The 26,229-nt window shown below is 60.3% G+C and carries 23 protein-coding genes; 7 read left to right on the top strand and 16 right to left on the bottom strand.

The genetic code is table 11. The features are described from left to right. Positions 1-11 precede the first annotated feature (11 nt). The 5 genes from EL257_RS04565 to pmbA all read right to left on the bottom strand — a co-directional run bounded on the left by EL257_RS04565 (position 12) and on the right by pmbA (position 4,426). Complete coding sequence (locus EL257_RS04565; protein WP_126368000.1) at positions 12-623, bottom strand: superoxide dismutase; 612 nt, start codon at positions 621-623, stop codon at positions 12-14. Position 624: 1 nt separating this feature from the next. Further along, positions 625-1,065: a hypothetical protein gene (locus EL257_RS04560; protein WP_110719038.1), complete on the bottom strand. Its 441-nt coding sequence runs from the start codon at positions 1,063-1,065 to the stop codon at positions 625-627. Between the two features lie 27 nt (positions 1,066-1,092). Further along, positions 1,093-2,469 (bottom strand): class II fumarate hydratase, encoded by a 1,377-nt coding sequence (locus tag EL257_RS04555; protein ID WP_126360197.1) that lies wholly within the window; start codon positions 2,467-2,469, stop codon positions 1,093-1,095. After that, entirely contained in the window at positions 2,450-2,857 is a 408-nt protein-coding gene (locus tag EL257_RS04550; protein WP_126360195.1) for a FagA protein, read from the bottom strand. Before EL257_RS04550 ends, EL257_RS04555 begins: the two co-directional genes overlap by 20 nt. Before the next feature lie 216 nt (positions 2,858-3,073). Then, on the bottom strand, positions 3,074-4,426 hold the full coding sequence (pmbA, locus tag EL257_RS04545; RefSeq protein WP_172604450.1) for a metalloprotease PmbA: 1,353 nt from the start codon (positions 4,424-4,426) through the stop codon (positions 3,074-3,076). Positions 4,427-4,528: 102 nt separating this feature from the next. Here pmbA and yjgA point away from each other — a divergent pair, with 102 nt between their 5' ends. Next, entirely contained in the window at positions 4,529-5,053 is a 525-nt protein-coding gene (gene yjgA / locus EL257_RS04540; protein WP_126360191.1) for a ribosome biogenesis factor YjgA, read from the top strand. A 106-nt stretch (positions 5,054-5,159) separates the two neighbouring features. Here the strand turns inward: yjgA and tldD are convergent, their stop codons facing one another. From tldD to mreB, 8 genes are all read right to left on the bottom strand, one after another. Continuing rightward, complete coding sequence (gene tldD, locus EL257_RS04535; RefSeq protein WP_126360189.1) at positions 5,160-6,602, bottom strand: metalloprotease TldD; 1,443 nt, start codon at positions 6,600-6,602, stop codon at positions 5,160-5,162. Positions 6,603-6,606: 4 nt separating this feature from the next. Further along, the gene (locus EL257_RS04530; RefSeq protein ID WP_126360187.1) at positions 6,607-7,467 is read right to left on the bottom strand and encodes a carbon-nitrogen hydrolase family protein; all 861 of its coding nucleotides are present in this window, start codon (positions 7,465-7,467) and stop codon (positions 6,607-6,609) included. 143 nt (positions 7,468-7,610) lie between these two features. Continuing rightward, a complete protein-coding gene (locus EL257_RS04525; protein WP_126360185.1) occupies positions 7,611-11,414 on the bottom strand; it encodes a YhdP family protein in 3,804 nt (1,267 codons plus the stop codon). A gap of 75 nt (positions 11,415-11,489) precedes the next feature. Next, the gene (gene rng / locus EL257_RS04520) at positions 11,490-12,947 is read right to left on the bottom strand and encodes a ribonuclease G (protein WP_126360183.1); all 1,458 of its coding nucleotides are present in this window, start codon (positions 12,945-12,947) and stop codon (positions 11,490-11,492) included. 58 nt (positions 12,948-13,005) lie between these two features. Beyond that, a complete protein-coding gene (locus EL257_RS04515) occupies positions 13,006-13,602 on the bottom strand; it encodes a Maf family protein (protein ID WP_126360181.1) in 597 nt (198 codons plus the stop codon). 34 nt (positions 13,603-13,636) lie between these two features. After that, positions 13,637-14,128 (bottom strand): rod shape-determining protein MreD, encoded by a 492-nt coding sequence (gene mreD, locus EL257_RS04510; protein ID WP_126360179.1) that lies wholly within the window; start codon positions 14,126-14,128, stop codon positions 13,637-13,639. After that, on the bottom strand, positions 14,128-15,207 hold the full coding sequence (gene mreC, locus EL257_RS04505; protein ID WP_232013093.1) for a rod shape-determining protein MreC: 1,080 nt from the start codon (positions 15,205-15,207) through the stop codon (positions 14,128-14,130). The genes mreD and mreC overlap by 1 nt, the downstream gene beginning before the upstream one ends. A 179-nt stretch (positions 15,208-15,386) precedes the next feature. Continuing rightward, positions 15,387-16,424, bottom strand: a complete 1,038-nt coding sequence (gene mreB, locus EL257_RS04500; protein WP_002555108.1) for a rod shape-determining protein MreB — start codon at positions 16,422-16,424, stop codon at positions 15,387-15,389. 211 nt (positions 16,425-16,635) lie between these two features. Here mreB and gatC point away from each other — a divergent pair, with 211 nt between their 5' ends. From gatC to EL257_RS04470, 6 genes are all read left to right on the top strand, one after another. Then, a complete protein-coding gene (gatC, locus tag EL257_RS04495) occupies positions 16,636-16,923 on the top strand; it encodes an Asp-tRNA(Asn)/Glu-tRNA(Gln) amidotransferase subunit GatC (protein WP_126360175.1) in 288 nt (95 codons plus the stop codon). Positions 16,924-16,939: 16 nt separating this feature from the next. Next, positions 16,940-18,391, top strand: coding sequence for an Asp-tRNA(Asn)/Glu-tRNA(Gln) amidotransferase subunit GatA (gene gatA, locus EL257_RS04490; RefSeq protein WP_126360173.1), 1,452 nt, complete (start codon positions 16,940-16,942; stop codon positions 18,389-18,391). 10 nt (positions 18,392-18,401) lie between these two features. Next, positions 18,402-19,847, top strand: a complete 1,446-nt coding sequence (gatB, locus tag EL257_RS04485) for an Asp-tRNA(Asn)/Glu-tRNA(Gln) amidotransferase subunit GatB (protein WP_122595164.1) — start codon at positions 18,402-18,404, stop codon at positions 19,845-19,847. 232 nt (positions 19,848-20,079) lie between these two features. After that, complete coding sequence (locus tag EL257_RS04480; RefSeq protein WP_126360171.1) at positions 20,080-20,451, top strand: septal ring lytic transglycosylase RlpA family protein; 372 nt, start codon at positions 20,080-20,082, stop codon at positions 20,449-20,451. A gap of 46 nt (positions 20,452-20,497) precedes the next feature. Next, positions 20,498-21,559, top strand: coding sequence for a calcium/sodium antiporter (locus EL257_RS04475; RefSeq protein WP_126367998.1), 1,062 nt, complete (start codon positions 20,498-20,500; stop codon positions 21,557-21,559). Then, positions 21,556-21,933 carry a carboxymuconolactone decarboxylase family protein gene (locus EL257_RS04470; RefSeq protein ID WP_126360169.1) on the top strand — a complete coding sequence of 126 codons (378 nt, stop codon included), beginning with the start codon at positions 21,556-21,558 and terminating at the stop codon, positions 21,931-21,933. Before EL257_RS04475 ends, EL257_RS04470 begins: the two co-directional genes overlap by 4 nt. Before the next feature lie 96 nt (positions 21,934-22,029). Here the strand turns inward: EL257_RS04470 and EL257_RS04465 are convergent, their stop codons facing one another. From EL257_RS04465 to EL257_RS04455, 3 genes are all read right to left on the bottom strand, one after another. Then, a complete protein-coding gene (locus EL257_RS04465; protein WP_126360167.1) occupies positions 22,030-22,971 on the bottom strand; it encodes an AEC family transporter in 942 nt (313 codons plus the stop codon). Positions 22,972-23,223: 252 nt separating this feature from the next. Beyond that, entirely contained in the window at positions 23,224-24,777 is a 1,554-nt protein-coding gene (gene garD / locus EL257_RS04460; protein WP_126360165.1) for a galactarate dehydratase, read from the bottom strand. A gap of 11 nt (positions 24,778-24,788) precedes the next feature. Continuing rightward, positions 24,789-26,153, bottom strand: coding sequence for an MFS transporter (locus tag EL257_RS04455; protein ID WP_126360164.1), 1,365 nt, complete (start codon positions 26,151-26,153; stop codon positions 24,789-24,791). Positions 26,154-26,229: the final 76 nt, after the last annotated feature.

The raw sequence follows: 26,229 nt of genomic DNA, 5'->3' as shown, positions 1-26,229 counted from the left end.
TTATTGAAGGCTTAGACCAGTGCGGCCTGATAGCGCGCAGCAACTTCCGGCCAATTGATCACGTTGTAGAACGCGTTGATGTATTCCGGCCGCCGGTTCTGGTAGCGCAGGTAGTAGGCGTGTTCCCAGACGTCGAGGCCGAGAATCGGTGTATTGCCGTTCATCAGCGGGCTGTCCTGATTGCCGCTGCTTTCCACAATCAGTTGTTTTTCCGGGGTCACGCTGAGCCAGGCCCAGCCGCTGCCAAACCGGGTCAGCGCAGCTTTGGTAAAGGCTTCCTTGAAACTGTCGAGACCGCCAAGTTGCTCATCGATGGCCTTCGCCAGCGCGCCGTCCGGCCTGCCTCCGCCGTTGGGCACCATGACTTCCCAGAACAGCGAGTGATTGGCGTGACCGCCGCCCTGATTGATCACCGCCGCGCGAAGTTTTTCCGGCAACTCCTTGACGCTGGCAACCAGTTTTTCCACCGGCCACTCGGCGTACTCGGTGCCTTCAACGGCTGCGTTGAGATTATTGATGTAGGTCTGGTGATGTTTGGTGTAGTGAATCTCCATGGTTTGCGCGTCGATGTGTGGTTCGAGCGCGTCATAGGCGTAAGGCAATGCGGGCAAGGTAAAAGCCATATCAGTGAACTCCATGGTGATGTGGGGCAGGCGCGCGGCGCGCATTGCCGGTATCCGGGTGCAGCAGGCGCTGGGTGCGCGGGTATTCGCCGTGTTCGCTGATGAAATTCAGCAGTTCGACGTACGTCTTGCTGCTCTGGCGCAGCGCCGCCTCGCGCAACGCCAGGCGCAAGCGCTCGTCCTGCATGGTCTGTAACAGGCGTTGATGAATTGCGCAGAGATACTCGGCGCTCTCCTCCGGCTGATTCAGACGCAGGTGCAGATCGGCCAGGTTGTGGTGCGAGATGACGCAAGCCGCCACCGCTTCGTCGGCGTCCGCCCAGCGTTCGAACAACACTTGCGCCAGAGCCAGAGCTTGCAGATAAGCCTCACGGGCATCGATCAGCTCGCCCAGCATGAAACAGCGATTGGCCCGTTCGATCGTGCGTTTCCAGTGCTCCATGGTGAGCCTCCAAAGCGGTTGCGGGATTTACACGCCGCCGGCGGTGAGTTTCTCGGGGTTGAGCAACTCTTCCAGCTGGCTGCGCGACAGATCGGTGTGTTCCAGCGCGACGTCGATCACCGCGCGGCCTTCCTTATAGGCTTGCTTGGCAATCTCGGCGGCTTTCTGATAACCGATGATCGGGTTGAGCGCGGTGACCAGAATCGGGTTACGCGACAGCGCTTCCTTCAAGCGCGACTCATTGACCTTGAAGCTGGCGATGGCTTTGTCGCCGAGCAGACGGCTGGCATTGGCCAGCAGTTCGATACTGCTCAACAGGTTCTGCGCGATGATCGGCAGCATCACGTTGAGTTCGAAATTGCCCGACTGGCCAGCGACGGTGATGACCGAATCGTTACCGATGACTTGCGCGGCAACCATCGCAGTGGCTTCCGGAATGACCGGATTGACCTTGCCTGGCATGATCGAGGAGCCCGGTTGCAGGGCTTCGAGCTCGATTTCACCAAGGCCGGCTAGCGGGCCGGAATTCATCCAGCGCAAATCGTTGGCGATTTTCATCAGCGACACCGCCGTGGCTTTGAGCTGCCCGGAGACCGCGACGGCCGTGTCCTGCGAGCCGATCAGCGCGAACAGATCCTTGCCCGGCGTGAATTGCACATCGGTCAACTGGCTCAAGTGGCGGCTGAAACGCGCGGCGAATTCAGGATGTGCATTGATGCCGGTGCCGACCGCCGTACCGCCCTGCGCCAGGGATTGCAGGCTTGGCAACAAATCCTGCAAATGGCCGATGTTGGCCTTGAGCTGCTGCGCCCAGCCGTTGAGCACCTGGCTCATGCGCACCGGCATCGCATCCATCAAATGCGTGCGGCCGGTTTTCACATGGTGGTGCACCTGCTCGGCCTTGCGTTCGATCACTTGCACGAGATGCAACAGCGCTGGCAGCAGTTGTTCGTGCAGGGCCAGCGCAGCGCTGACGTGAATCGTGGTGGGAATGATGTCATTGCTGCTTTGCCCGCAATTGACGTGATCGTTGGCGTTGACTGGCTCGCCGAGCAGGCGGCTGGCCAACGTGGCGATCACTTCGTTGGCGTTCATGTTCGAGCTGGTCCCGCTGCCAGTCTGGAAGATATCCACCGGGAAGTGCTGCATGAAATCACCTTCGAGCAGACCTTGTGCAGCGTCGCTGATGGCTTTGCCCTGCGCCGCGCCGATCTGGTTGAGCTCGACGTTGGCGCGGGCGGCAGCGGCTTTGGCAAGAATCAACGCGCGGATGAACTGCGTTGGCATCGGTTTGCCGCTGATCGGGAAGTTATCCACCGCGCGCTGGGTCTGCGCGCCGTAGAGAGCGTCTACTGGCACCTGCAGTTCGCCCATGCTGTCGCGCTCAATACGTGTCTTGGTCATTCGAGTGTCCTTGCAGCAGTTCTATGAGAGGAATCGACGGTTGCAATTCGCAGGTGGCGAGCTGCCAGGTGTAGCGTTGCCAGCGCTTGAGTCGGCATTGGCACAGCGACAGGCGCTCCATTTCACGTAACGGGCGCCAGGCTTGATCGAGACAGAGACTGCGCCAGTGCCAGGGCAACGCGATGTCGGTGGCCGTATCGAGCAGCAGACGGAATGAGGTTTCAGCGACTGTCCAGGCGGAGGTCGTGGTGCAACAAGACAGGTATCGCCCTTCGGCCAGGTAATGCTCGATCAGGCGCGGCTCGTCGGGATCCATCGCGCAGCGGATCTGGCGGCTCATCCAGCGCCAGCTTTCGAGGTAAGGCTGCTCGTGCAAGGCAGAACTCATGATTCGGGGCTCATCCGATAATGAGATTTATTATTAGATGATAATGAGAACCAAAACAAGAGTGCTTGTGCAGGAGCTGCCGCAGTCTGCGATCTACGCCTTGACGGGTAAAAACAGGATCAAAAGATCGCAGCCTGCGGCAGCTCCTACAGGGCAGGCATGAAAAAGGCGCGCCATCCGGGTGGATGGCGCGCCTTTTGGTGTGTCGGCCGGGGCTTAGCTTCCTGCGACAGTCATCCGTTCAATCAACACCGAGCCGGTGCGGATGTTGCTGCGCAACTCCAGGTCATTACCCACCGCAACGATCTGTTTAAACATGTCGCGCATGTTGCCGGCGATGGTCACTTCCTGCACCGCGAACTGGATCTCGCCGTTTTCGACCCAGAAACCTGCGGCTCCGCGCGAATAGTCGCCGGTGACCATGTTCAAGCCATGGCCCATCAGCTCGGTGACCAACAATCCGCGGCCCATGTGCTTCAACAGCGCGGCCTGGTCTTCATCGCCATGGGTGACGAACAGATTGTGCACGCCGCCAGCGTTGGCGGTGCTCGGCATGCCGAGTTTGCGCCCGGAGTAGGTCCCCAGAATGTACGAGACCAATTCGCCTTTTTCGACGAACGGTTTCGCGTACGTTGCCAGCCCATCGCCGTCGTAAGACGCACTGCCCATGGCGCGCATCAGGTGCGGACGCTCATCAATGGTCAGCCATTCCGGAAACAGCTTCTGCCCCAACGTGCCTTCAAGGAACGAGGATTTGCGATACAGGCTGCCACCGGAGACTGCCGAGAGGAAACTGCCGAACAAACCGCCAGCCAGTTCCGCTGAAAACAGCACCGGCACTTCACATGTCGGCACCGGACGTGCGCCCAAACGGCTCGCCGCACGTTGCGCTGCCCGCTGACCGATGCTGACCGGATCGGCCAACAACTCGCCCTGACGGCTGACGTCGTACCAGTAATCGCGCTGCATCTGCCCGTCCGCTTCAGCGATCATCACGCAGCTCAAGCTATGCCGGGTCGACGCATAACCACCAATAAAGCCGTGACTATTGCCGTAAACACGGCAGCCTTGATGGGTGCTGAGCGTCGTGCCGTCGGCGTTTTTGATGCGTGCGTCGGCGTCGAAAGCGGCCGCCTCACATGACAACGCCTTTTCGATGGCTTGCTCCGGGGTGATGTCCCAAGCGTGGAACAGGTCGAAATCCTGCTGTTCACGAGCCATCAATGCCGCGTCCGCCAAGCCTGAGGCTTCGTCTTCGGAGGTATGCTTGGCAATCGCCAGCGCCGCAGCGACGGTTTCCCGAATCGCATCCGGCCCAGTGGCAGACGTGCTGGCAGAGCCCTTGCGCTGGCCGACATACAATGTGATGCCAAAACCTTGATCGCGGTTGAATTCGACCGTCTCGACTTCGCGCTGGCGCACCGATGTCGACAAGCCCTGCTCCAACGACACCGCGACTTCGCAGGCACTGGCGCCCTGACGCTTGGCTTCGGCGATGATCTGCTCGACTTGATCCTGCAGTGCCGGCAATGCCTGCGGGCCGACGCTTTCAACTGCACTCATGCTCATCTCCACTCAAATTCTGCTTTCGGCTAGGGTCATCGAGCGACCGGGCCGGACAAGCGGCCCCCGACTGGTTATCATGGCGGCGTTTCTTTGCGGACTGCCACCATGGTTGATTCTTACGACGACTCCCTCGATACGGGAGAAAAAAGCAAATCTCAGGTCAAACGCGAGCTGCATGCTCTGGTTGACCTTGGCGAGCGCCTTACAACACTCAAGCCCGACTTGCAGGCAAAACTGCCACTGACCGACGCTTTGCGCCGGGCCTTGGCCGATGCGCCGAAGCACACCGCGAATATCGCGCGTAAACGGCACTTGCAGTTCATCGGCAAGCTGATGCGCGATCAGGACACTGACGCGATTCTCACGCTGCTCGATCAACTCGATGCCTCGACTCGTCAGTACAACGAGCGTTTTCACAATCTCGAACGCTGGCGTGACCGCTTGATTGCGGGCGATGACGCCGTGCTGGAGAAATTCGTCGCCGAGTACCCGAACGCAGAGCGCCAGCAATTGCGTTCCCTGATCCGTCAGGCTCAGCACGAAGTTGCGCAAAACAAAGCGCCTGCTTCCAGCCGCAAGATCTTCAAGTACATCCGTGAGCTGGACGACACTCAACGCGGCCTGCGTTAAACCTCGTCCCCTGTAGGAGCTGCCGAAGGCTGCAATCTTTTGATCTTCGTTTTTTACGATCAAAGTCAAAAGATTGCAGCCTTCGGCAGCTCCTGCACACGGTTCCCTATGCGCCCGTGCCACCCACGGTGATCGCATCGATTTTCAGCGTCGGCTGACCGACTCCCACCGGCACCGATTGCCCGTCTTTGCCGCACGTGCCCACACCGCTGTCCAACGCCAGATCGTTACCGACCATCGACACCCGGCTCATCGCCTCGGGGCCGTTGCCGATCAACGTCGCGCCTTTGACTGGTGCCGTGATCTTGCCGTCTTCGATCAGGTAGGCTTCGCTGGTCGAGAACACGAACTTGCCGCTGGTGATATCGACCTGACCGCCGCCGAGGTTGGCGCAGTAAATGCCCTTTTTCACCGAAGCGATGATTTCCGCCGGATCGCTTTCGCCGCCGAGCATGTAAGTGTTGGTCATACGCGGCATCGGCAGGTGCGCGTAGGATTCGCGTCGACCGTTACCCGTGCGGGCCACGCCCATCAGACGGGCGTTGAGTTTGTCCTGCATATAACCCTTGAGCACGCCGTTTTCGATCAGCGTGGTGCACTCGGTCGGCGTGCCTTCGTCGTCGACGCTGAGTGATCCGCGACGGCCACTCAAGGTGCCATCATCGACGATCGTGCAGAGCTTCGACGCAACCATTTCGCCCATGCGCCCACTGTAGGCCGAACTGCCCTTGCGATTGAAATCGCCTTCCAGACCATGACCAACCGCCTCGTGCAACAGCACGCCAGACCAGCCGGAACCGAGCACCACCGGCAAAGTACCTGCCGGCGCCGGAATGGCTTCGAGGTTGACCAACGCCTGGCGCAGCGCTTCACGTGCATAGCCCATGGCGCGGTCTTCGGCGAGGAAATAGCGGTAATCGGTACGCCCGCCGCCGCCATGTCCGCCACGCTCGCGACGGCCGTTCTGCTCGACGATCACGCTGACGTTGAAACGCACCAGCGGTCGAACATCCGCCGCCAGGCCGCCGTCAGTGGAGGCCACGAGAATGCGTTCCCAGACTCCGGCCATGCTCACGCTGACTTGTTGAATACGCGGGTCGAGCGCGCGAGTCGCGACGTCGATGCGCTTGAGCAGTTCGACTTTTTCGGCGCGGCTCAAGACTTCCAGCGGATTATCCGGCGCGTACAACTGAGCGACGTCTTGACTCGAGAATGCCTGCACCGTGCCGTTCTGCCCCGCACGGGAGATCGAACGTGCCGCGCGCGCCGCAGCGCCAAGCGCTTCGAGGGTGATCGCGTTGCTGTAGGCAAAACCGGTTTTTTCCCCGGATTGCGCACGCACGCCGACGCCTTGGTCGAGATTGAAGCTGCCTTCCTTGACGATGCCGTCTTCCAGCGACCATGACTCGGAAATCTGCCCCTGGAAGTACAAGTCGGCAGCGTCGATGCCTGGGCCGGCCAGATCGCCGAGCACACCTTGCAGGCTCTCGATCGTCACGCCACCGGGCGCCAAGAGATGATCACTGACTGAGGACAACAACTCGCTCATAGGTTTACGCCTTAAATTCGTGTTCTGAAGCAGGTCGCTGTGCGCCCTGCGAGAAAAACCGCCGATGACGTGTCACCGGCATTCGCGCCCGTATCGACGCCTGTTCATCGCTATCGCGTTCGGCCAACAACACCGCTTCGCCTTGATCCTGTTGCGCCAGCACGCGCCCCCACGGGTCGATAATCGCCGCATGGCCGAAAGTTTCCCGCGGCCCTGGATGGCTGCCGCCCTGTGCCGCCGCCAGCAGATAACACTGAGTCTCGATGGCCCGCGCGCGGATCAGCACATCCCAATGCGCAGCGCCGGTCACTGCGGTAAACGCCGACGGTGCGGTAATCAACTCGGCACCGGCAGCGCGCAATTCACTGTACAGCTCCGGAAAGCGCAGGTCGTAACACACGCTCAGGCCAACTTTGCCCACCGGGGTGTCCGCCACTACCACGCCACTGCCATAAGCATAGTCATCGGATTCGCGATATCGGCCGCGATTGTCCGCCACATCGACATCGAACAGATGCAGCTTGTCATAGCGCGCGACAACCTCGCCGTGTTCATCGACCAGCAGCGAGCAGGCATTCGCCTTGGCCGTCGGCTGATCCACCGGCGGCAGCGGCAATGTGCCGGCCACTATCCATAACTTGAGGTCGCGGGCGGTCTGTTTCAACCATGGCAGGATCGGTCCGTCGCCCAAGGCTTCGGCACGGCCGATGTCGGCGACGTCACGGCGGCCCATGGCGGCGAAGTTTTCCGGAAGCACCGCAAGCCTGGCGCCGCCTGCCGCAGCCTGTTCCAGCAGGCGCCGGGCCTGAACCAGATTGGCCAGCACGTCGCTCTGGCTGACCATTTGAATCACTGCGAAAGACATGGCCACTCCTCCGAATCTGCACATAACCGTGTAGGAGCTGCCGCAGGCTCGGGCCGCGATCGGACGATCTTTTGATCTTGATCGTCTAAGAGCAAATATCGCAGCGTGCCGCAGCTTCTACAGGCGGGATAACCTCATGCTACTCAAAAAGGCTTGTCGAAGGTGATTTTCGGTTCTTTCCATGGGCCTTTGACGGTGTATTTCACGCTGGCAAAGCGCGCCACGCGATCACCGATCAGCTTGTCGATCAAGAACAACGCGCCGCCGACTGCGGGTGCGCCGACGATCAGCGCAGCGATTGGCAAGTTGTTGGTCACCGGCAAAGTCACCAGTAACTTCGCGTCGACCTGCTCCGCTACCATATCCAGCCTGCCGTTGAGCTCGATATTGCTCGACGGCCCGGTCAGGCGAATTGGCTCCTGAGTATCGTAAACACCGTTGGTCGCCACCAGCAGCCCCTTGACCCGGTCATAGCTCAAACCTTTGCCAAACAGATCGGAGAAGTCCAAGCGCAAGCGCCGACCGATGGAGTTGAAGTTGAGCAGGCCGAACACGCGCAAAGCCTGCGCACCGCCCTCCACTTCGATGAACTGGCCTTTGTTCAGCGAGGCATCGAGGGTCCCGGAGAAGCGCTTGGTCGCCAGCCATGCCGGCGAGCCCGGCCAGCGGCCGTCGACATCCATGTGAAATTCTTCGCTGGTCACGCTCGGCGCAAAGCCCCAGCCCTTGAGCACATCGGCGAGGTTCTTGCCGCCGATCCGCCCTTTGAACCAGCTGCTGGTCGAGCCCGCTGCACCTTCCCAGCCACCATTGCCCTGCAACAGAATGCCCTTGAGGCCCATATCGAGGTTATTCAGTGCGAGACCTTTCGCCGTCGGGCGCACCTTGAGCGACCAGCCACCGACCAGGTCCTGGCCCTGGAACAGCTGATTGATGGTGATATCCAGTGCGGGAATTTTCGTCGGGTCGACCGACACCAGCGGATCAGGGGCATTTTCATCGGCCTGAACCGTGGGATCGGGTGCCGGCAGCTTCACGTATTGCAGGTTGACGGCGATCGGCGTGCTTTTGGCATCCGGCAGACTGGCAGTGCCCTTGGCCTGCTGACTGTCGAGCGCCAGATTCCACGCCCCCGGCTTGCGATTCAGCTGCACTGCAGCCTGATCCAGAGTCGTGCCGAACGCCGTGAGCTTGCCGACCTTGATATCCGCGCTGCTGAGCAACTGTTTGGCGCTGTCACCCGGATCCTGCCCGGCGTATTTACTGGCCAGATCCTGCCATGGTGCGACGTCCAGCTCCGACAGCACGCCGCGAATCCGCAACCCTTTGGCGCCCGGCAATACTGCCTCGCCGGCGCCCAGAAACAATTCGCCACGACCGGCGGTAAAATCGCTCGGCGGCGCGGCAAAGGTGAAATTGGCCAGTTGATCGTAGTTGACCCAATAACGCCGCTCCTGCCCTTGCAAGGTCATGCGAAACACAGTGTCACGCCCGACATCGGCGGCCATGCCGAACGGCGCGGGCAGATCGACCGCCACGCCCTTAAGGCTGGAGCTGACCATCAACTGGCTGTCGGCACCCTGCAGATTCAGCTGCAACTGATAGGGAATCGTCCCGGATACCGGCAATGGCTGGGTCACGCCCAGCCAGTCGGTGAGCTTTTTAACCTCGACTTGCCCCGACGCCGCGACGCGGGTCTTGAGGTTGCGAGGGCTGCCATCGGCGAAAATCTGTGCAGTGACCGGTTTGTCGAACGCGCGGGCAGCGATGTTCTGACCGCTGAGGCCCTTGGCGCTGTCGAAGCGGAAATCACCCTTGAGCTGGCTCAGTTCCAACGTCGGTTCGGCCAGTTTCAGTCGCGCATTGGCGGTCTTGAAGTCGACCAGGATTTTCGGCTGATCGCCCTTGGCCAGCGGGATGTCCAACTTGAGCTTGCCGGTCAGATCGCCGGCACCCTCCCATCCTGCAAAAGTGTCTGCCGTGCCGATCGGTGCATCCTGAAGAATCTTCAAACCGTCGCCCAAACCGCCGGCAAATGCCCCATTCAGGAACATATGGGTGTTCTGCCCGGCCGGCACGTGAGGAATATTGACGAAAACATCTTTGACCTGGGTATCGAGCAACTGGCCTTTATTCGCCCAGATCCTTACGCCGCTATCTTCGATGAACACATCGCCAGTGACTTTGCTGACATGCGGCCAGCCCGGCTGGAATGCCAGTTCAGCGTCATGCACCTTGAAAAACAGACTGATGCTGCGTTCAGCCTCGCCGGCATTCTTGCTCAGCGAACCTTGATACTGAAAGAAGCCCTGATCGACCGCGCCCTTGAGAATCGCCGTGCGCAGCCACTCGTCGAGCGCCGGGCTCAGGACTGCGGGCAGATATTTGGCGGTGTAGCGGCCGTCGCCCTCAACCAGCCCGACACGCAGGTCCATGTAGTCTTCCTGACTGTGGTCGAAGTGCAGGCGAATCAGGAAGTCACCAGCAATCTTGCCCTCTTCGCCCAGCACCTTGAGGTATGGCGCGATCAGAGTGAAGCCATCCTTGTCGAGCTTCCAGGTCAAGCGAGCGTTGGCCTGGAGGTACTGCCACGGCTTGGCAAAAATCGGGTCGAGGTGCAGGACAAAATCCTTGCTGTCGAGGCGCAATTCGCCGCCAGCCAGATTGCCGCTGAGGCTGCCACTGACATTTCGCGCCGCCGGGGCCCCGTGATAGGCATCGAAGCCGACGTTATCGAGATTGGCGGCAAAGCCGAATTCGTTGCCGTCGGTGGCAGTCGGGCGGAAATCCAGCAAGACATTGCGCAAGCCGCCAGTCACCTTCAAACGCTCGACCGCCGTGGCGGCGCCTTGCGGTAATGGCCCCAACGCATTGAGCAACGGTGTGAGCGGTGTCAGGTCGAGGCGGTCGGCCTGCAAATGCCAGAGTTCCTGATCCTTGTCGGTCGCTCGGGTTTGCTGGATTTGAACCCGCGATTCCCAGCGGGTTTCGCCGAAACTCATGGCTAGCGAATCGAAGGTGACGCGCGCACCCTCGGGGCTGTTGCGGTAGTAAGCGTTGAGCGCCAGATTGTCGATCTTGATCGGTTTGCGCTCGGCATAGGCGCCTTTGATTTGGGGCGCATTCAGGCGCAACGCCGCGCTTTGCAGCGCGCCTTCGGCCCAGTTGACCCAAAGCTCGCCGCCGGCCTTGATCTCGGAAAAATTCCATTGTTGGGTCAGGCGTTCGGGTAACCATTTCGACCAGTCGCTCTGCGGCAGACTGGCGTAACCGTCGATCGTACTGTTCTGCCATTGATCAGGGCGCAGCCGGGTGCGCAGGTTCAGCGCTACAGGCTGACCGTCAGGCAAGGTCAAACGGGCATCGAGACGCTGGCGACTGGCGCCGGTTTTCAGGCTGAGTCCGACATAGGTCAGGGTCATCGGCGGGTGATCGAGCGGTTGCAGGGTCACCTGGCTGTCGAGTACCGACAGTTGCTGAATCATTTGCGAGCGCTGGAATAACTGCACCGGATCGAACGGTTGATCCTTCTGCACCGGCAAACCTTCGAGCGCCCATGTGCCATCCTCGGCTTCCTTGACGCTGATTTTCAGGCCATTGAGTTCCAGATGTGCGATGCGCACTTCGCGGGCGAGCAGGCTGGCCCACAAATCCGGTACAGCCCGCACTCTGTCCAGACGCAACGCATTGGCACCGTCGCCGACCATCACATCGTGGGCGAGCAGGATCGGCGCAAACCCACTCCAGCTACCTTCCAGCCCACCGATTTGCAGCGGCATGCCGAGGGCGGCGCTGGCTTTGTCTTCAATATCGGCACGATATTCGGCCACCAGCGGGGTCAGCTCGCGGCCGAGGCTGACGTATAACGCCATCAACACCAGAACCAACGCGCACAGGCCCAGCCCCCATCGGGTGATTGCGGCCAAAATGCGTGTCAGACGCTCCATGTCAGTTGGCTCCCATGGCAAAAATACTGCGAAAAGCTGAGGCCAGCCGCGGTGAAAAAGGTGTGATGCCGGGGTTCAGAGCAACACCACGTCATATTGTTCCTGGGAATACATGGTTTCCACCTGGAAGCGTATGGTGCGGCCGATGAACCCTTCAAGCTCGGCGACGTTACCGGATTCTTCGTCGAGCAAGCGATCGACGACTTTCTGGTTCGCCAACACGCGGTAGCCTTCGGCCTGATAGGCTCGAGCCTCGCGCAGAATCTCCCGGAAAATCTCGTAACAGATGGTTTCGGCGGTCTTCAATTTGCCGCGGCCCTGACAACTGCTGCACGGTTCACACAGCACTTGTTCGAGACTTTCGCGGGTGCGCTTGCGCGTCATCTGTACCAGGCCCAACTCGGTAATGCCGATGATGTTGGTCTTGGCGTGATCACGCTCCAGCTGTTTTTCCAGCGTGCGCAGCACTTGGCGCTGATGCTCCTCATCTTCCATGTCGATGAAATCGATGATGATGATCCCGCCCAGATTACGCAGTCGCAGCTGCCGGGCAATGGCCGTGGCCGCTTCGAGATTGGTCTTGAAAATGGTCTCTTCGAGATTGCGATGGCCAACGAAAGCGCCGGTGTTGACGTCGATGGTGGTCATGGCTTCCGCAGGATCGATCACCAGATAACCACCGGACTTTAGCGGCACCTTGCGTTCCAGCGCTCGCTGGATTTCGTCTTCGACACCGTACAGGTCGAAAATAGGACGCTCGCCGGGGTAGTGCTCAAGACGATCGGCGATTTCCGGCATCAGTTCGGCGACGAACTGCGTGGTTTTCTGAAACGTCTCCCGGGAATCGATGCGGATCTTCTCGATCTTCGGGTTGACCAGATCTCGCAGCGTGCGCAGAGCCAGGCCGAGGTCTTCATAGATCACACTAGGCGCGGCGATGGTTTTGATCTGTTCGTTGATCTGATCCCAGAGACGACGCAGGTAGCGGATGTCCATGAGGATTTCGTCAGCGCCTGCGCCTTCGGCCGCCGTGCGCAGAATGAAACCGCCCGCCTCCTTGATGCCTTCTTTGGCCACACAATCGCTGACCACTTGCTTGAGGCGTTCGCGCTCGGCTTCGTCTTCGATCTTCAGCGAAATGCCGACATGAGCAGTCCGTGGCATGTACACCAGATAACGCGACGGGATCGACAACTGCGTAGTCAGGCGCGCACCTTTCGAGCCTATCGGGTCCTTGGTGACTTGCACTACCAGGCTCTGGCCTTCGTGCACCAGCGAACTGATGCTCTCCACGGCCGGGCCTTCGCGCAGGGAAATTTCCGCGGCGTGAATGAACGCAGCACGATCCAGACCGATATCGACAAACGCCGCCTGCATCCCCGGCAATACTCGGACGATCTTGCCTTTATAGATGTTGCCGACGATCCCGCGTTTTTGCGTGCGCTCGACGTGGACCTCTTGCAGCACACCGTTTTCGACCACCGCCACGCGCGATTCCATCGGCGTGATGTTGATCAGAATCTCTTCACTCATGGCAGGATCTCGTTCAGGCATGTTCACGATAGTGGCCGCATCTGGATTCGTACGCCGCTTATTGCGCGTTCAGGTTTTGCCAACAGGGTATGCCGAAATGGCCCAACAGTTCTGCGGTTTCGCAAACAGGCAGGCCGACCACCGCCGAATAGCTGCCGTTGAGCCCGGCGACGAACACGCCACCGAGGCCCTGGATGCCGTAACCGCCGGCCTTGTCGCGCGGCTCGCCGCTCGCCCAATAGGCAGCGGCCTCCTCGCGGCTGATCGGCCGAAACCGCACAAGACTGCGTACCACCCGCGACTCGCAGCGTTCGCCCTCGAGCACGGCGATGGCGGTCAGCACTTCGTGCTCCCTACCCGACAACATCATCAGCATGGCGCATGCGTCAGCTTCGTCCACCGGTTTGCCGAGAATCTTTCCGTCGAGTACCACAGCGGTGTCAGCGCCCAGCACGCAGAATGGTGCGTCGGACACGACCGTGCACCGGCCAGCTTCGGCCTTGCCACGCGCGAGGCGTTCGACGTAGGCCGAGGGCGATTCTTCGGAAAATGGGGTTTCATCGATGTCCGCACTGATAGCGGAGAACGCCACGCCGATCTGCGTCAGCAGCTCGCGGCGACGTGGCGATCCGGAAGCGAGGTAAAGCCGTTTCATCAAAACATCTCCCTGTTCAGTGCCCTGCTTCCGGTCAGTAGATTCTGTAGCGTCGGCACATTCCGCGAAGGGCGAAGCTGACCCACGGCCAGAGCAAGGCACTGACCAACGCCGGCAGGACCAGCGCAAGGGTTGGCTGGCGATTACCGGTCAAAGCGCTCAGCCACAGCTGCGCCAGTTGCGCGAGGCCGAAGATGACCAGGATGACCAGACACTGCTGCCACATGGGAAACATGCGCAGCCGCTGCTGCAACGACAGAACAAGGAAGGTGATCAAGGTCAGGATCAGCGCGTTCTGGCCAAGCAGATCGCCCTGCAGCACATCTTCGGCCAGCCCCAGGCAGAACGCCGTGACCATGCCGACCGTATGCGGCATATACAGCGCCCAGAAGGTCACGAGCAAGGCGAGCCACAGCGGACGAAGGATTTCCATGAAAATCGGTAACGGCGAAACACTGAGCAGGATACCGACGACGAACGTCAGCCAGATCATCCAGCCGTTTCCGGAAGCTTTGGCACCGACCATTATTCGCGTCCCCCCGTGGTTGCCGGCGGTTTCACCGGTGGTTTGCTCGCGGCCGGCGGCTTGGCAGCGGCCGGTGCGGTGGTGGGCGGTTTGCTCGCGGCGGGTTTCGCCGGTGTAGCGGCAGGTGTGGCTGCGGGCGCTGCCGCTTCCGCGGTCGGCGTAGCAGCAGTCGTCGCCGGTGTGGCAGGCATGATCAAAGGCTTCGGCACGCTGGCCGGCAACATCGGACCGCCGCCGTGGGCATCGAGCTGTTCCTGCGCCTGCGCCGCGTCATTGGCACGCTCTTCGGCGGTGCGATTGTCGCTGAACACCAGCAGCAAGTAACGGCTGCGATTCAAAGCTGCGGTCGGCACCGCGCGGACGATGGCAAACGGCTGACCGGAATCGTGGATCACTTCCTTCACCGTTGCCACCGGATAACCCGCGGGGAAGCGCTGGCCGAGGCCGGAGCTGACCAGCAGATCGCCCTCTTTGATGTCCGCCGTGTCGGCAACATGGCGTAATTCCAGGCGCTCCGGGTTACCGGTGCCGCTGGCAATCGCGCGCAAGCCGTTACGATTGACCTGCACAGGAATGCTGTGAGTGGTGTCGGTCAACAGCAATACCCGCGACGTATACGGCATCAACTCCACCACTTGGCCCATCAAGCCGCGCGCGTCGAGCACCGGCTGACCAAGCACCACGCCATCACGCTCACCTTTATTGATGATGATGCGATGAGTGAACGGGTTCGGGTCCATGCCGATCAACTCGGCCACTTCGACCTTTTCGTTGACCAGTGCGGAGGAATTGAGCAACTCGCGCAGCCGAACGTTCTGCTCGGTGAGGGCGGCAAGCTTTTGCATGCGCCCCTGCAGCAGCAGGTTCTCGGTCTTGAGTTTTTCGTTTTCGGCGACAAGCTCGGTACGGCTGCCGAACTGACTGGCGATCCCTTCCCACAAGCGGCCGGGCAGATCGGTGATCCAGTAGGCGTCCATCAGCACCAGCGATGCTTGTTTGCGCGCGGGCTTGAGCAGCTCGAAACGGGCATCGACCACCATCAGCGCGACCGACAGCACGGCCAGCACCAACAGGCGCACGCCCAACGAAGGGCCTTTGGCGAAAAGCGGTTTAATAAGCCGCTCCTCCCAGGCAAATGTTCTGTTTATTCATACGGCATCAAACCGGCCTGGATGAAGACTGACAGAAGATAAACGCCAACAGGCAGCACTGCAAAGTGCTGCCTGCGCGCGCTCACCCACGTATTGCACTCGGCGACTTATTCGCTCGAGAGCAGATCCATGGTGTGCTTATCCATCATTTCCAATGCACGGCCACCGCCGCGAGCCACACAGGTCAGCGGATCTTCGGCGACGATCACCGGCAGACCGGTTTCCTGAGCCAGCAACTTGTCGAGGTCACGCAGCAGCGCGCCACCACCTGTCAGCACCAGGCCGCGCTCGGCGATATCGGAAGCCAGTTCCGGGGGCGATTGCTCCAGAGCGCTTTTCACCGCCTGAACGATGGTTGCCAGCGACTCTTGCAGAGCTTCCAGCACTTCGTTGGAGTTCAGGGTGAATGCGCGTGGAACGCCTTCGGCCAGGTTACGACCGCGAACGTCGACTTCGCGAACTTCGCCGCCCGGGTAGGCCGTACCGATTTCCTGCTTGATGCGCTCGGCGGTGGATTCACCGATCAGGCTGCCGTAGTTACGGCGCACATAGGTGATGATCGCTTCGTCGAAACGGTCGCCGCCGACCCGTACGGATTCGGCGTAAACCACGCCGTTCAGGGAGATCAGGGCGATTTCAGTGGTACCACCACCGATGTCCACGACCATCGAACCGCGCGCTTCTTCAACCGGCAGACCGGCACCGATCGCAGCCGCCATCGGCTCTTCGATCAGGAACACTTCACGGGCACCGGCACCGAGGGCCGATTCACGGATGGCACGACGCTCAACCTGGGTGGACTTGCATGGAACGCAGATCAGCACACGAGGGCTGGGCTGCAGAAAGCTGTTTTCGTGAACCTTGTTAATAAAGTATTGCAGCATCTTTTCGCAGACGCTGAAGTCGGCGATCACGCCGTCCTTCATCGGACGAATGGCAGCAATGTTGCCCGGCGTACGGCCGAGCATGCGCTTGGCCTCGGTGCCGACAGCGACGACACTTTTCTGGTTACCGTGTGTCCGAATGGCCACAACCGATGGCTCATTCAGGACGATACCGCGCTCGCGCACGTAAATAAGGGTGTTGGCAGTGCCCAGGTCAATGGAAAGATCGCTGGAAAACATGCCACGCAGTTTCTTGAACATGGGAAAGGGACCCTAGGCAACGCGTGGGTAAAAAAGTGCGGCAAACTCTAACAACGACAGGGATTTTGGGCAAGGCGCCAATATGTTAAATTGGCCGCTTTTCTGTGCACCAAGCCCCACAATCGCGGCCTTATGACCGTAGAAGTGCGGTAGTGTTCCGACAATCTAACACACGGACGACGTCCGTTCTGTTTTCCACAGGAGAATCCCGATGGCGCTAGAACGCTCCGACGTGGAAAAAATCGCGCATCTGGCCTGCCTTGGCCTCGATGATGCCGATCTTCCACATATCACTTCCGCCCTCAACAGCATTCTCGGGCTGGTCGACGAAATGCAGGCGGTCGATACCGACGGTATCGAACCTCTGGCGCACCCGCTGGAAGCCAGTCAGCGCCTGCGCGCCGATGTCGTGACCGAGACGAATAACCGCGAGGCCTACCAGTCCATCGCACCAGCGGTCGAAAACGGCCTGTATCTGGTTCCGAAAGTCATCGACTAAAGGGAAAGAGCCTGCAATGCATCAAATGACTCTGGCCGAGATCGCCCGCGGTCTCGCCGATAAAAAGTTTTCCTCCGAAGAGCTGACCAAAGTCCTGCTGGCGCGTATTACCCAGCTTGATCCGCAGCTCAACAGTTTCATCAGCCTCACCGAAGAGCTGGCCCTCGAGCAGGCGAAAGCCGCCGATGCGCGCCGCGCCAACGGTGAGAGCGGCGCCCTGCTTGGCGCGCCGATCGCTCACAAGGACTTGTTCTGCACCCAGGGCATTCGCACCAGCTGCGGCTCGAAGATGCTCGACAACTTCAAGGCTCCGTACGACGCGACCGTGGTCGCGAAACTGGCTGCCGCCGGCGCCGTGACTCTGGGCAAAACCAACATGGACGAATTCGCCATGGGTTCGGCCAACGAGTCGAGCTGGTATGGCGCGGTGAAAAACCCGTGGAACCTGGAACATGTACCGGGCGGCTCGTCCGGTGGTTCGGCAGCCGCCGTCGCCGCTCGCCTGCTGCCTGCGGCGACCGCCACCGACACCGGTGGCTCGATCCGTCAGCCAGCGGCGTTCACCAATCTCACTGGTCTGAAACCGACGTACGGTCGCGTTTCGCGCTGGGGCATGATCGCTTACGCCTCCAGCCTCGATCAGGGCGGGCCGCTGGCGCGCACGGCCGAAGACTGCGCAATTTTGTTGCAAGGTATGGCCGGCTTCGATCAGAACGACTCCACCAGCATCGATGAGCCCGTGCCGGATTACTCCGCCAGTCTCGGCGACTCGCTGCAAGGCCTGCGCATCGGCGTGCCGAAGGAATACTTCAGCGCCGGTCTCGACCCGCGCATCGCCGAGCTGATCCAGAACAGCATCCAGCAGTTGCAGAAGCTCGGTGCGGTGATCAAGGAAATCAGCCTGCCGAACATGCAGCACGCGATTCCGGCGTATTACGTGATCGCCCCGGCAGAAGCCTCTTCGAACCTGTCGCGTTTCGATGGCGTGCGTTTCGGCCACCGTTGCGAGCAACCGAAAGACCTGATCGATCTGTACAAACGCTCCCGTGGCGAAGGCTTCGGCCCTGAAGTGCAGCGCCGGATCATGGTCGGTGCATACGCGCTCTCCGCCGGTTACTACGACGCCTACTACCTGAAAGCGCAGAAGATCCGTCGTCTGGTGAAAAACGATTTCATGGCGGCTTTCAACGAAGTCGACATCATTCTCGGCCCAACCACGCCGAACCCGGCGTGGAAACTCGGCGCGAAGAACAGCGACCCGGTTGCTGCCTATCTGGAAGACGTCTACACCATCACCGCCAACCTCGCAGGCCTGCCAGGTCTGTCGATGCCGGCCGGTTTTGTCAACGGTCTGCCGGTGGGCGTGCAGTTGCTCGCGCCGTATTTCCAGGAAGGCCGTTTGCTTAATGTTGCGCACCAGTATCAGTTGAACACTGACTGGCACACCCGCACCCCAACCGGCTTCTGAGGAGACACACATGCAATGGGAAGTCGTGATCGGGCTGGAGATTCATACTCAGCTCACCACCCGATCGAAAATCTTTTCCGGTAGTTCCACCACCTTCGGTTCCGAGCCGAACACCCAGGCCAGCCTGATCGACCTGGGCATGCCCGGCGTGCTGCCGGTGCTGAACCAGGAAGCGGTGCGCATGGCGGTGATGTTCGGTCTGGCGATTGACGCCGAGATCGGTCAGCACAACGTGTTCGCCCGTAAAAACTATTTCTACCCGGATCTGCCCAAGGGCTATCAGATCAGCCAGATGGAGTTGCCGATCGTCGGCAAGGGCCACCTGGACATCGCCCTGGAAGACGGCACGGTGAAACGCGTCGGCATCACCCGCGCGCACCTGGAAGAAGACGCCGGCAAGAGCCTGCACGAAGAATTCAACGGTGCCACCGGCATCGATCTGAACCGTGCCGGCACGCCGCTGCTGGAAATCGTTTCCGAGCCGGACATGCGCAGCGCCAAGGAAGCCGTAGCTTACGTCAAGGCGATCCACGCGCTGGTGCGCTACCTCGGCATCTGCGACGGCAACATGGCCGAAGGCTCGTTGCGTTGCGACTGCAACGTGTCGATCCGTCCGAAAGGCCAGGTTGAATTCGGCACCCGCTGCGAGATCAAAAACGTCAACTCGTTCCGCTTCATCGAGAAGGCGATCAACTCCGAGATCCAGCGCCAGATCGAGCTGATCGAAGACGGCGGCAAAGTGATCCAGCAGACCCGCCTGTACGATCCGAACAAGGACGAGACCCGTCCGATGCGCTCGAAAGAGGAAGCCAACGATTACCGTTACTTCCCCGATCCGGACCTGCTGCCAGTGGTTATCGAAGAGTCGTTCCTCGGCGAGGTGCGCGCCACCTTGCCGGAACTGCCGCCGCAAAAGCGCGAGCGTTTCCAGAGCCAGTTCGGTCTGTCGGCCTACGATGCCAACGTGCTGGCGACCAGTCGAGAGCAGGCGGATTACTTCGAGAAAGTCGCGGCCATCGGTGGCGACGCCAAACTGGCGGCAAACTGGGTGATGGTCGAGTTGGGCAGCTTGCTCAACAAGCAAGGCCTGGACATCGACGAATCGCCAGTGTCCGCCGAGCAATTGGGCGGCATGCTGCAGCGCATCAAGGACAACACCATCTCCGGCAAAATTGCCAAGGTGGTATTTGAAGCGATGGCCAACGGCGAAGGCAGTGCTGACGAGATCATCGAAAAGCGCGGTCTGAAGCAGGTTACCGACAGCGGTGCGATCTCGGCCGTGCTCGATGAAATGCTCGCGGCCAACGCTGAGCAGGTCGAACAGTACCGTGCGGCAGACGAAGCCAAGCGCGGCAAGATGTTCGGCTTCTTCGTCGGTCAGGCGATGAAAGCGTCGAAAGGCAAAGCCAACCCGCAGCAGGTGAACGAACTGCTGAAAAGCAAGCTCGAAGGCTGATGAAAATGGAGCCAGACTCAAAGCCTGGCTCCATCCCCTGTGGGAATAATCCTCTGTGGCTGGACGGATTTTGTGGTGAGGGGATTTATCCCCGACGGGCTGCGAAGCAGTCCCAATTCCTGTGTACTTGGAATTTGGAGCCGCTGCGCGCCCCATCGGGGATAAATCCCCTCGCCACAGAAGCTCATCCCCATACCGGGTTGTTTCCACATTTGTTTTGTGGAGCCTTTGAATGAAGCGTCTGTTCCTCAGCTGCGCCCTGCTCTCTCTGCTGGCCGGTTGCGCCAGCAACGACGTCATCGACCCGCACGGTTACGACCAGACCGGCGTCGCCTCCTATTACGGAGCCAAACACCATGGTAAGCGCACCGCCAGCGGCGAAGCGTTCAACCAGCATTCCTTGACCGCTGCCCACCGCCAGTTGCCGTTCGGCACACGGGTGAAGGTCACCAATCTGAAAAACGATGAATCCGTTGTGGTCCGTATCAACGACCGTGGCCCGCACACCCGTGGTCGGCTGATTGATTTGTCGCGCGAAGCCGCCGACGATATCGGTATGTTGCGCAGCGGCACCGCACGGGTGCGCGTGCAGGCCCTCGACTGATGGAGCGCCGACCATTTTCGGATTAGCCGATCTACCGCTGATTAACATCATCGAGCTGCTCGCCGGCCTCGGCCTGCTGATTCTCGGCGCCGAGCTGATGGTGCGCGCCGCTGTGGGTTTGGCCGAACGTCTGCACGTGCGCCCGCTGATAATCGGCCTGACGATTGTCGCCGTTGGCAGCAGTGCGCCGCAGATGACGGTCAGTGTGCAGGCGGCGCTGGCGCACAACCCCGACATTGCCGTCAGCAGCGTGGTCGGCAGCAGCATTTTCAACATCCTTGTCACTCTCGGCCTGTCAGCCTTGATCATCCCGTTGCGCGTGTCACGGCAACTGGTGCGACTGGATATCCCGCTGATGATCGGCGCCAGCCTGCTGGTGTTCGTCCTGGCCTGGAACGAAGAGATCGGTCGTTTCGACGGTATTCTCTTGCTCGGTGCCCTGGCGCTCTACCTCGGTTTGCTGCTGCGTCAGTCACGGCACTCGACGCGTCCGCATTCGCCGCAGGCGCAAACCGCGCAAGTCTCCTGGGTTCGCAGTTTGCTGATGATCGTCGGCGGTCTGGCGATGTTGGTGTTTGCCGGGCATTTGCTGCTCGGCGCGGCCGTGGTGGTGGCGACGGACCTGGGCTTTTCCGAACGCGTGATCGGCCTCACCGTGGTGGCTGTGGGCACGTCGCTGCCGGAACTGGCGACCTCGTTGATCGCCGCGCTACGCGGCCAGCGCGACATCGCCGTGGGCAACGTGATCGGCGCCAATCTGTTCAATCTGCTCGGCGTGCTGGGTCTTACCGCGCTGATCGCGCCGACGCCGCTGTCGGTCTCGCCCAACGCCTTGGATTTCGATTTGCCGGTGATGCTCGGCGTCGCCGCGCTGTGTCTGCCGGTGTTTTATTCCGGCTACCGCGTGACCCGCGCTGAAGGCCTGTTGCTGCTCGGTTTGTATCTGGTCTACGGGCTGCACGTGGTGTCGTTCACCACCGGCATGCCGCTGGCCGGCAAACTGGAGCGGTTGATGCTGTTTTATGTCCTGCCGACGCTGCTGACGTTCTTGCTGTTCACGTCAATCCGCGCCTGGCGCCGCCAACACCACAAGAGTGATATGCCATGAGCGAGTCGAAGCAATCCGGGGTTGAAATCCGTCGTCAGGTCATGGGCGATGCCTTCGTTGATCGCGCATTGGGCAATGCCACCGAGTTCACTCAGCCGTTGCAGGATTTCGTCAACGAGCACGCCTGGGGCGGTGTGTGGAACCGTGATGGTCTGCCACTGAAAACCCGCAGCCTGATTACTCTGGCAGCGCTGACTGCGTTGAAGTGTCCGCAGGAATTGAAAGGCCACGTGCGCGGTGCGCTGAACAACGGCTGTACGGTAGACGAAATTCGCGAAGCGTTGCTGCATTGCGCGGTGTACGCCGGCGTGCCCGCGGCGATCGATGCGTTTCGCGCGGCGCAGGAAGTGATCGATACCTACCAGAAAAGCTAAAGATCGTCCGAACGCGGCCCGAGCCTGCGGCAGCTCCTACATGGAAATGCGGTCTCTTGTAGGAGCTGCCGGAGGCTGCGATCTTTTGATCTGGCCTCAGATCCACCCGCCCCACTGCAAAACGAATATCCCGACATTAGTGGTAATCGCCGCCATCAACGTGGTCAGCACGATAATCGCCGCTGCCAACTCATGATTGCCCTGCGCCGCCCGCGCCATGACGAAACTCGCCGCTGCCGTCGGGCTACCAAAATAGAGAAAAAGAATCCCCAGTTCCGCCCCGCGAAAGCCCCACAACCACGCGCCCAGCGTCGCCAGCACGGGCAAGCCGACCATCTTCACCAGGCTGGAACTGAGTGCCATCTTGCCGCTCTTGCGCAACGCCACCAGCGACAGCGTGCCGCCAATGCAGATCAACGCCAGCGGCAAGGTGGTCTGCGCCAGATACTGGCCGGAGGTTTCCAGCCAGCCCGGCAAACCGATCTTGAAATAGGCAAACGGCGCCGCCGAAATCACGCTGATGATCAGCGGATTGCTGAACACGCTTTTGCAGATGCTCCACGGATCGGACTTGATCACCGGGCTGTACACCGCCAGCACGATGGTCGACAGCGTGTTGTAAAACAGGATCACCAGCGCCGCGAGAATCGCCCCGAGGGAAATTCCGTAGTCACCGTACATGCTCGCGGCGAGCGCGAGACCGATCACGCCGTTGTTGCCGCGAAACGCACCTTGGGTGTAGATGCCGCGATCTTCCCGCGGACACTTGAAAATCGCCCAACCCCAGGCCACGGCGAAACTCACCAGGGTGGCGAGAGAGAAGTAGATCAGTAGCGAAGGTTGCAGCGCGGCATGCAGGTCCGCGTGGAGGATGCCGAGAAACAGCAGCGCCGGCATGGTCACGTTGAACACCAGTGACGAAGCCGTGTGGATAAAGTTGTCGTTGATCCAGTTGATGCGCTTGAGCAGCACACCGAGAAACAGCATGGCAAACACCGGCGCGGTGATGTTCAGGGTTTCGAGAAAGATTGCCAGCATGCCGGGGAGCCTTGGGTGAGCGTCGTTGGATGCCAATGATAAAGCAAAAGCCCCTCACCCTAGCCCTCTCCCAGAGGGAGAGGGAACCGATCGCGGGATCTTCAATGATTCCACCGACCTGAAATGACATCGCCGAATCCATAATCGACCCGATTTGTCGGGTCAATGTATGGCGCAAGACAACTCGGTCGGCCCCCTCTCCCTCCGGGAGAGGGCTGGGGTGAGGGTAGCTTTTGACCTACCCCCAAACCATCAGGTAATCGGCGCCGGGTTGAACAGGGTGATGTCGTTGTGCAACTTGTGCTTCTCCGCCCAGGTCTGTTGCTTGCCACTGGCAACATCCAGGTAATAGTGAAACAACTCCCAACCCAGCTCCTCGATGGTCGCGCGCCCGGTGGCGATACGTCCGGCATCGATATCGATCAGATCCGGCCAGCGCTGCGCCAGTTCTGTCCGCGTCGAGACCTTGACCACCGGCGCCATCGCCAGCCCATAAGGCGTGCCGCGACCGGTGGTGAATACGTGCAGGTTCATCCCCGCCGCCAGTTGCAGCGTGCCGCAGACGAAATCACTGGCCGGTGTCGCACAGAAAATCAGGCCCTTCTGCTTGAAACGCTCGCCCGGGCCGAGCACGCCGTTGATCGCGCTGCTGCCGGATTTGACGATGGAGCCCAGCGACTTCTCGACAATGTTCGACAACCCGCCCTTCTTGTTGCCCGGCGTGGTGTTGGCACTGCGATCGGCCTCGCCCTTGGCCAGGTAACGGTCGTACCAGTCCATTTCCCGTACCAGCTCTTCGGCGACGGTTTGCGTTTGTGCGCGAGAGGTCAGCAGATAGATCGCATCGCGCACTTCGGTGACTTCGGAAAACATCACCGTCGCCCCGGCACGCAGCAGCAAATCCGAGGCATAACCCAGCGCCGGGTTGGCGGTGATCCCGGAGAAGGCATCGCTGCCGCCGCACTGCATGCCCAGAATCAGCTCGGAGGCCGGCACGGTTTCGCGACGGCGCTGGTCGAGTTTCTTCAAGCGCACTTCCGCCAGTTCCATGATCTGCTCGATCATTTCGGTGAAACCGTGACTGGAATCCTGCAAGCGGTACAGCCACGGATCGCTGAGATCCACCGAGGCGTCGTCCTCGTGCATCACCTGCGCGGCCTGCAATTTCTCGCAGCCCAGACCGATCACCAGTGCCTCGCCACCCAGGTTCGGGTTGCGCGCCAGATTGCGCACAGTGCGAATCGGGATGTAGGCATCGGTGGCAGTGATCGCCACACCGCAGCCGTAACTGTGGGTCAGTGCAACCACGTCATCGACGTGCGGGTATTTCGGCAGCAGTTCTTCCTTGATGCGCTTGACCGCATGATCGAGCACGCCGGTGACGCACTGCACCGTGGTGGTGATACCGAGAATGTTGCGCGTGCCGACGGTGCCGTCGGCGTTGCGATAACCTTCGAAGGTAAAGCCTTCCAGCGGAGCCTGCGCGTCCGGCACATCGGTGGACAGCGGCAAGCTGTCCAGCGGCGGCGCGGTCGGCATGCGCAGTTGATCTTCCTTGACCCAACTGCCACGACGGATCGGCTGCAACGCATAGCCAATGATCTGCCCGTAACGAATCACTGGGCCGCCTTCGGGAATATCCTCCAGGGTGACCTTGTGGCTCTGCGGCACGAAATCCACGGTTACCAGGCCGTCGGCAAACTCGGTACCGGCCGGTACGCCCTGATCGTTGACCACCACTACAACGTTGTCCCGCTCGTGCAGGCGGATGTAGCGCGGCGAGTCGGAATGTTCAATCAACTGCATGACGCCGCTCCTCAGGAATGCGCTTGAGACAAATTACCGGTGACTTCATTGCCGCCCTTGGTTGGCGGCTCTTTCAAGACCACACGTTTGATCGGGCCGACGATCACCAGATAGCTGAACACCGCGACCAGTGCGTTGGCACCGACGAACACCAGCGCCCATTTGAACGAACCGGTGGAGCTGATGATGTAGCCAATCACGATCGGCGTGGTAATCGAAGCGATGTTGCCGAAGGTGTTGAACAGGCCACCGCTCAGACCAGCGATCTGTTTTGGCGAGGTGTCGGAAACCACCGCCCAGCCCAGTGCACCAACGCCTTTGCCGAAGAAGGCCAGGGCCATGAAGCCAACGACCATCCATTCCACTTCAACATAGTTGCACGCAACGATACTGCTCGAAACCAGCAGACCGGCAATGATCGGCGCCTTGCGGGCGAAGGTCAGCGAGTGGCCCTTGCGCAGCAGGTAGTCGGAAATCACCCCGCCAAGCACGCCACCGATGAAACCGCAGATTGCCGGCAACGAGGCGATGAAACCAGCCTTGAGAATGGTCATGCCACGCTCTTGCACCAGATACACCGGGAACCAGGTCAGGAAGAAATAGGTGATGCCGTTGATGCAGTACTGGCCCAGATACACGCCCAGCATCATGCGGTTGGTCAGCAGTTGACGGATGTAATCCCACTTCGGACCGTCGGACTTCTTGCCCTTCTGATCCATGTCGACCATGCCGCCGTTGTCAGCGATGTGCTTGAACTCAGCCTCGTTGACGCGTGGGTGTTCGCGCGGGCTGTAGATGACTTTGAGCCAGACCATCGAGAAGACGATGCCGAGGATACCCATGACGATGAACACGTGCTCCCAGCCGAAGCTGTAGACGATCCAGCCCATCAGCGGCGCGAACAACACGGTGGCGAAATATTGCGCCGAGTTGAAGATCGCCGAGGCGGTGCCGCGTTCTGCGGTCGGGAACCATGCAGCGACGATGCGCGCATTTCCGGGGAACGATGGCGCTTCGGCCAGGCCTACGAGGAAGCGCAGCATGAACAGCGCAACCACTGCCGTGGACATGCCGAACTCACCGACGAAGCCTTGCAGCACGGTGAACAGCGACCAGGTGAAAATGCTCAGGGCATAGACTTTTTTCGAGCCGAAGCGATCGAGCAACCAGCCACCGGGAATTTGCCCGGCCACGTACGCCCAACCGAATGCGGAGAAAATATAGCCGAGGGTGACGGCGTCGATGCCCAGATCCTTTTGCAGGCTGGAGCCGGCAATAGCGATCGTGGCACGGTCGGCGTAGTTGATCGTGGTCACCAGAAACAGCATGAGCAGGATCAAATAGCGGACGTGAGTCGGCTTTTGAGTCGATTGCATGTAGATGTACTCCCACTGATTATTTTTATGCGCGGGTGAAGCTTCTTTGGTCCCGGTATTCCACGCGCCCCGTTTT

The sequence above is a fragment of the Pseudomonas fluorescens genome (assembly GCF_900636825.1).
Classification (GTDB): Bacteria; Pseudomonadota; Gammaproteobacteria; order Pseudomonadales; family Pseudomonadaceae; genus Aquipseudomonas; species Aquipseudomonas fluorescens_BG.
Note: the sequence above shows the minus strand (reverse complement) of the source record. Positions and strands in the feature narration are given on the sequence as shown.

Bases quoted from the DNA above. Each gene is read 5' to 3' on its own strand.
- EL257_RS04565 (WP_126368000.1), bottom strand. From the start codon at position 623: ATGGCTTTTACCTTGCCCGCATTGCCTTACGCCTATGACGCGCTCGAA.
- EL257_RS04560 (WP_110719038.1), bottom strand. From the start codon at position 1,065: ATGGAGCACTGGAAACGCACGATCGAACGGGCCAATCGCTGTTTCATG.
- EL257_RS04555 (WP_126360197.1), bottom strand. From the start codon at position 2,469: ATGACCAAGACACGTATTGAGCGCGACAGCATGGGCGAACTGCAGGTG.
- EL257_RS04550 (WP_126360195.1), bottom strand. From the start codon at position 2,857: ATGAGTTCTGCCTTGCACGAGCAGCCTTACCTCGAAAGCTGGCGCTGG.
- pmbA (WP_172604450.1), bottom strand. From the start codon at position 4,426: ATGAGCATGAGTGCAGTTGAAAGCGTCGGCCCGCAGGCATTGCCGGCA.
- yjgA (WP_126360191.1), top strand. From the start codon at position 4,529: ATGGTTGATTCTTACGACGACTCCCTCGATACGGGAGAAAAAAGCAAA.
- tldD (WP_126360189.1), bottom strand. From the start codon at position 6,602: ATGAGCGAGTTGTTGTCCTCAGTCAGTGATCATCTCTTGGCGCCCGGT.
- EL257_RS04530 (WP_126360187.1), bottom strand. From the start codon at position 7,467: ATGTCTTTCGCAGTGATTCAAATGGTCAGCCAGAGCGACGTGCTGGCC.
- EL257_RS04525 (WP_126360185.1), bottom strand. From the start codon at position 11,414: ATGGAGCGTCTGACACGCATTTTGGCCGCAATCACCCGATGGGGGCTG.
- rng (WP_126360183.1), bottom strand. From the start codon at position 12,947: ATGAGTGAAGAGATTCTGATCAACATCACGCCGATGGAATCGCGCGTG.
- EL257_RS04515 (WP_126360181.1), bottom strand. From the start codon at position 13,602: ATGAAACGGCTTTACCTCGCTTCCGGATCGCCACGTCGCCGCGAGCTG.
- mreD (WP_126360179.1), bottom strand. From the start codon at position 14,128: ATGGTCGGTGCCAAAGCTTCCGGAAACGGCTGGATGATCTGGCTGACG.
- mreB (WP_002555108.1), bottom strand. From the start codon at position 16,424: ATGTTCAAGAAACTGCGTGGCATGTTTTCCAGCGATCTTTCCATTGAC.
- gatC (WP_126360175.1), top strand. From the start codon at position 16,636: ATGGCGCTAGAACGCTCCGACGTGGAAAAAATCGCGCATCTGGCCTGC.
- gatA (WP_126360173.1), top strand. From the start codon at position 16,940: ATGCATCAAATGACTCTGGCCGAGATCGCCCGCGGTCTCGCCGATAAA.
- gatB (WP_122595164.1), top strand. From the start codon at position 18,402: ATGCAATGGGAAGTCGTGATCGGGCTGGAGATTCATACTCAGCTCACC.
- EL257_RS04480 (WP_126360171.1), top strand. From the start codon at position 20,080: ATGAAGCGTCTGTTCCTCAGCTGCGCCCTGCTCTCTCTGCTGGCCGGT.
- EL257_RS04470 (WP_126360169.1), top strand. From the start codon at position 21,556: ATGAGCGAGTCGAAGCAATCCGGGGTTGAAATCCGTCGTCAGGTCATG.
- EL257_RS04465 (WP_126360167.1), bottom strand. From the start codon at position 22,971: ATGCTGGCAATCTTTCTCGAAACCCTGAACATCACCGCGCCGGTGTTT.
- garD (WP_126360165.1), bottom strand. From the start codon at position 24,777: ATGCAGTTGATTGAACATTCCGACTCGCCGCGCTACATCCGCCTGCAC.
- EL257_RS04455 (WP_126360164.1), bottom strand. From the start codon at position 26,153: ATGCAATCGACTCAAAAGCCGACTCACGTCCGCTATTTGATCCTGCTC.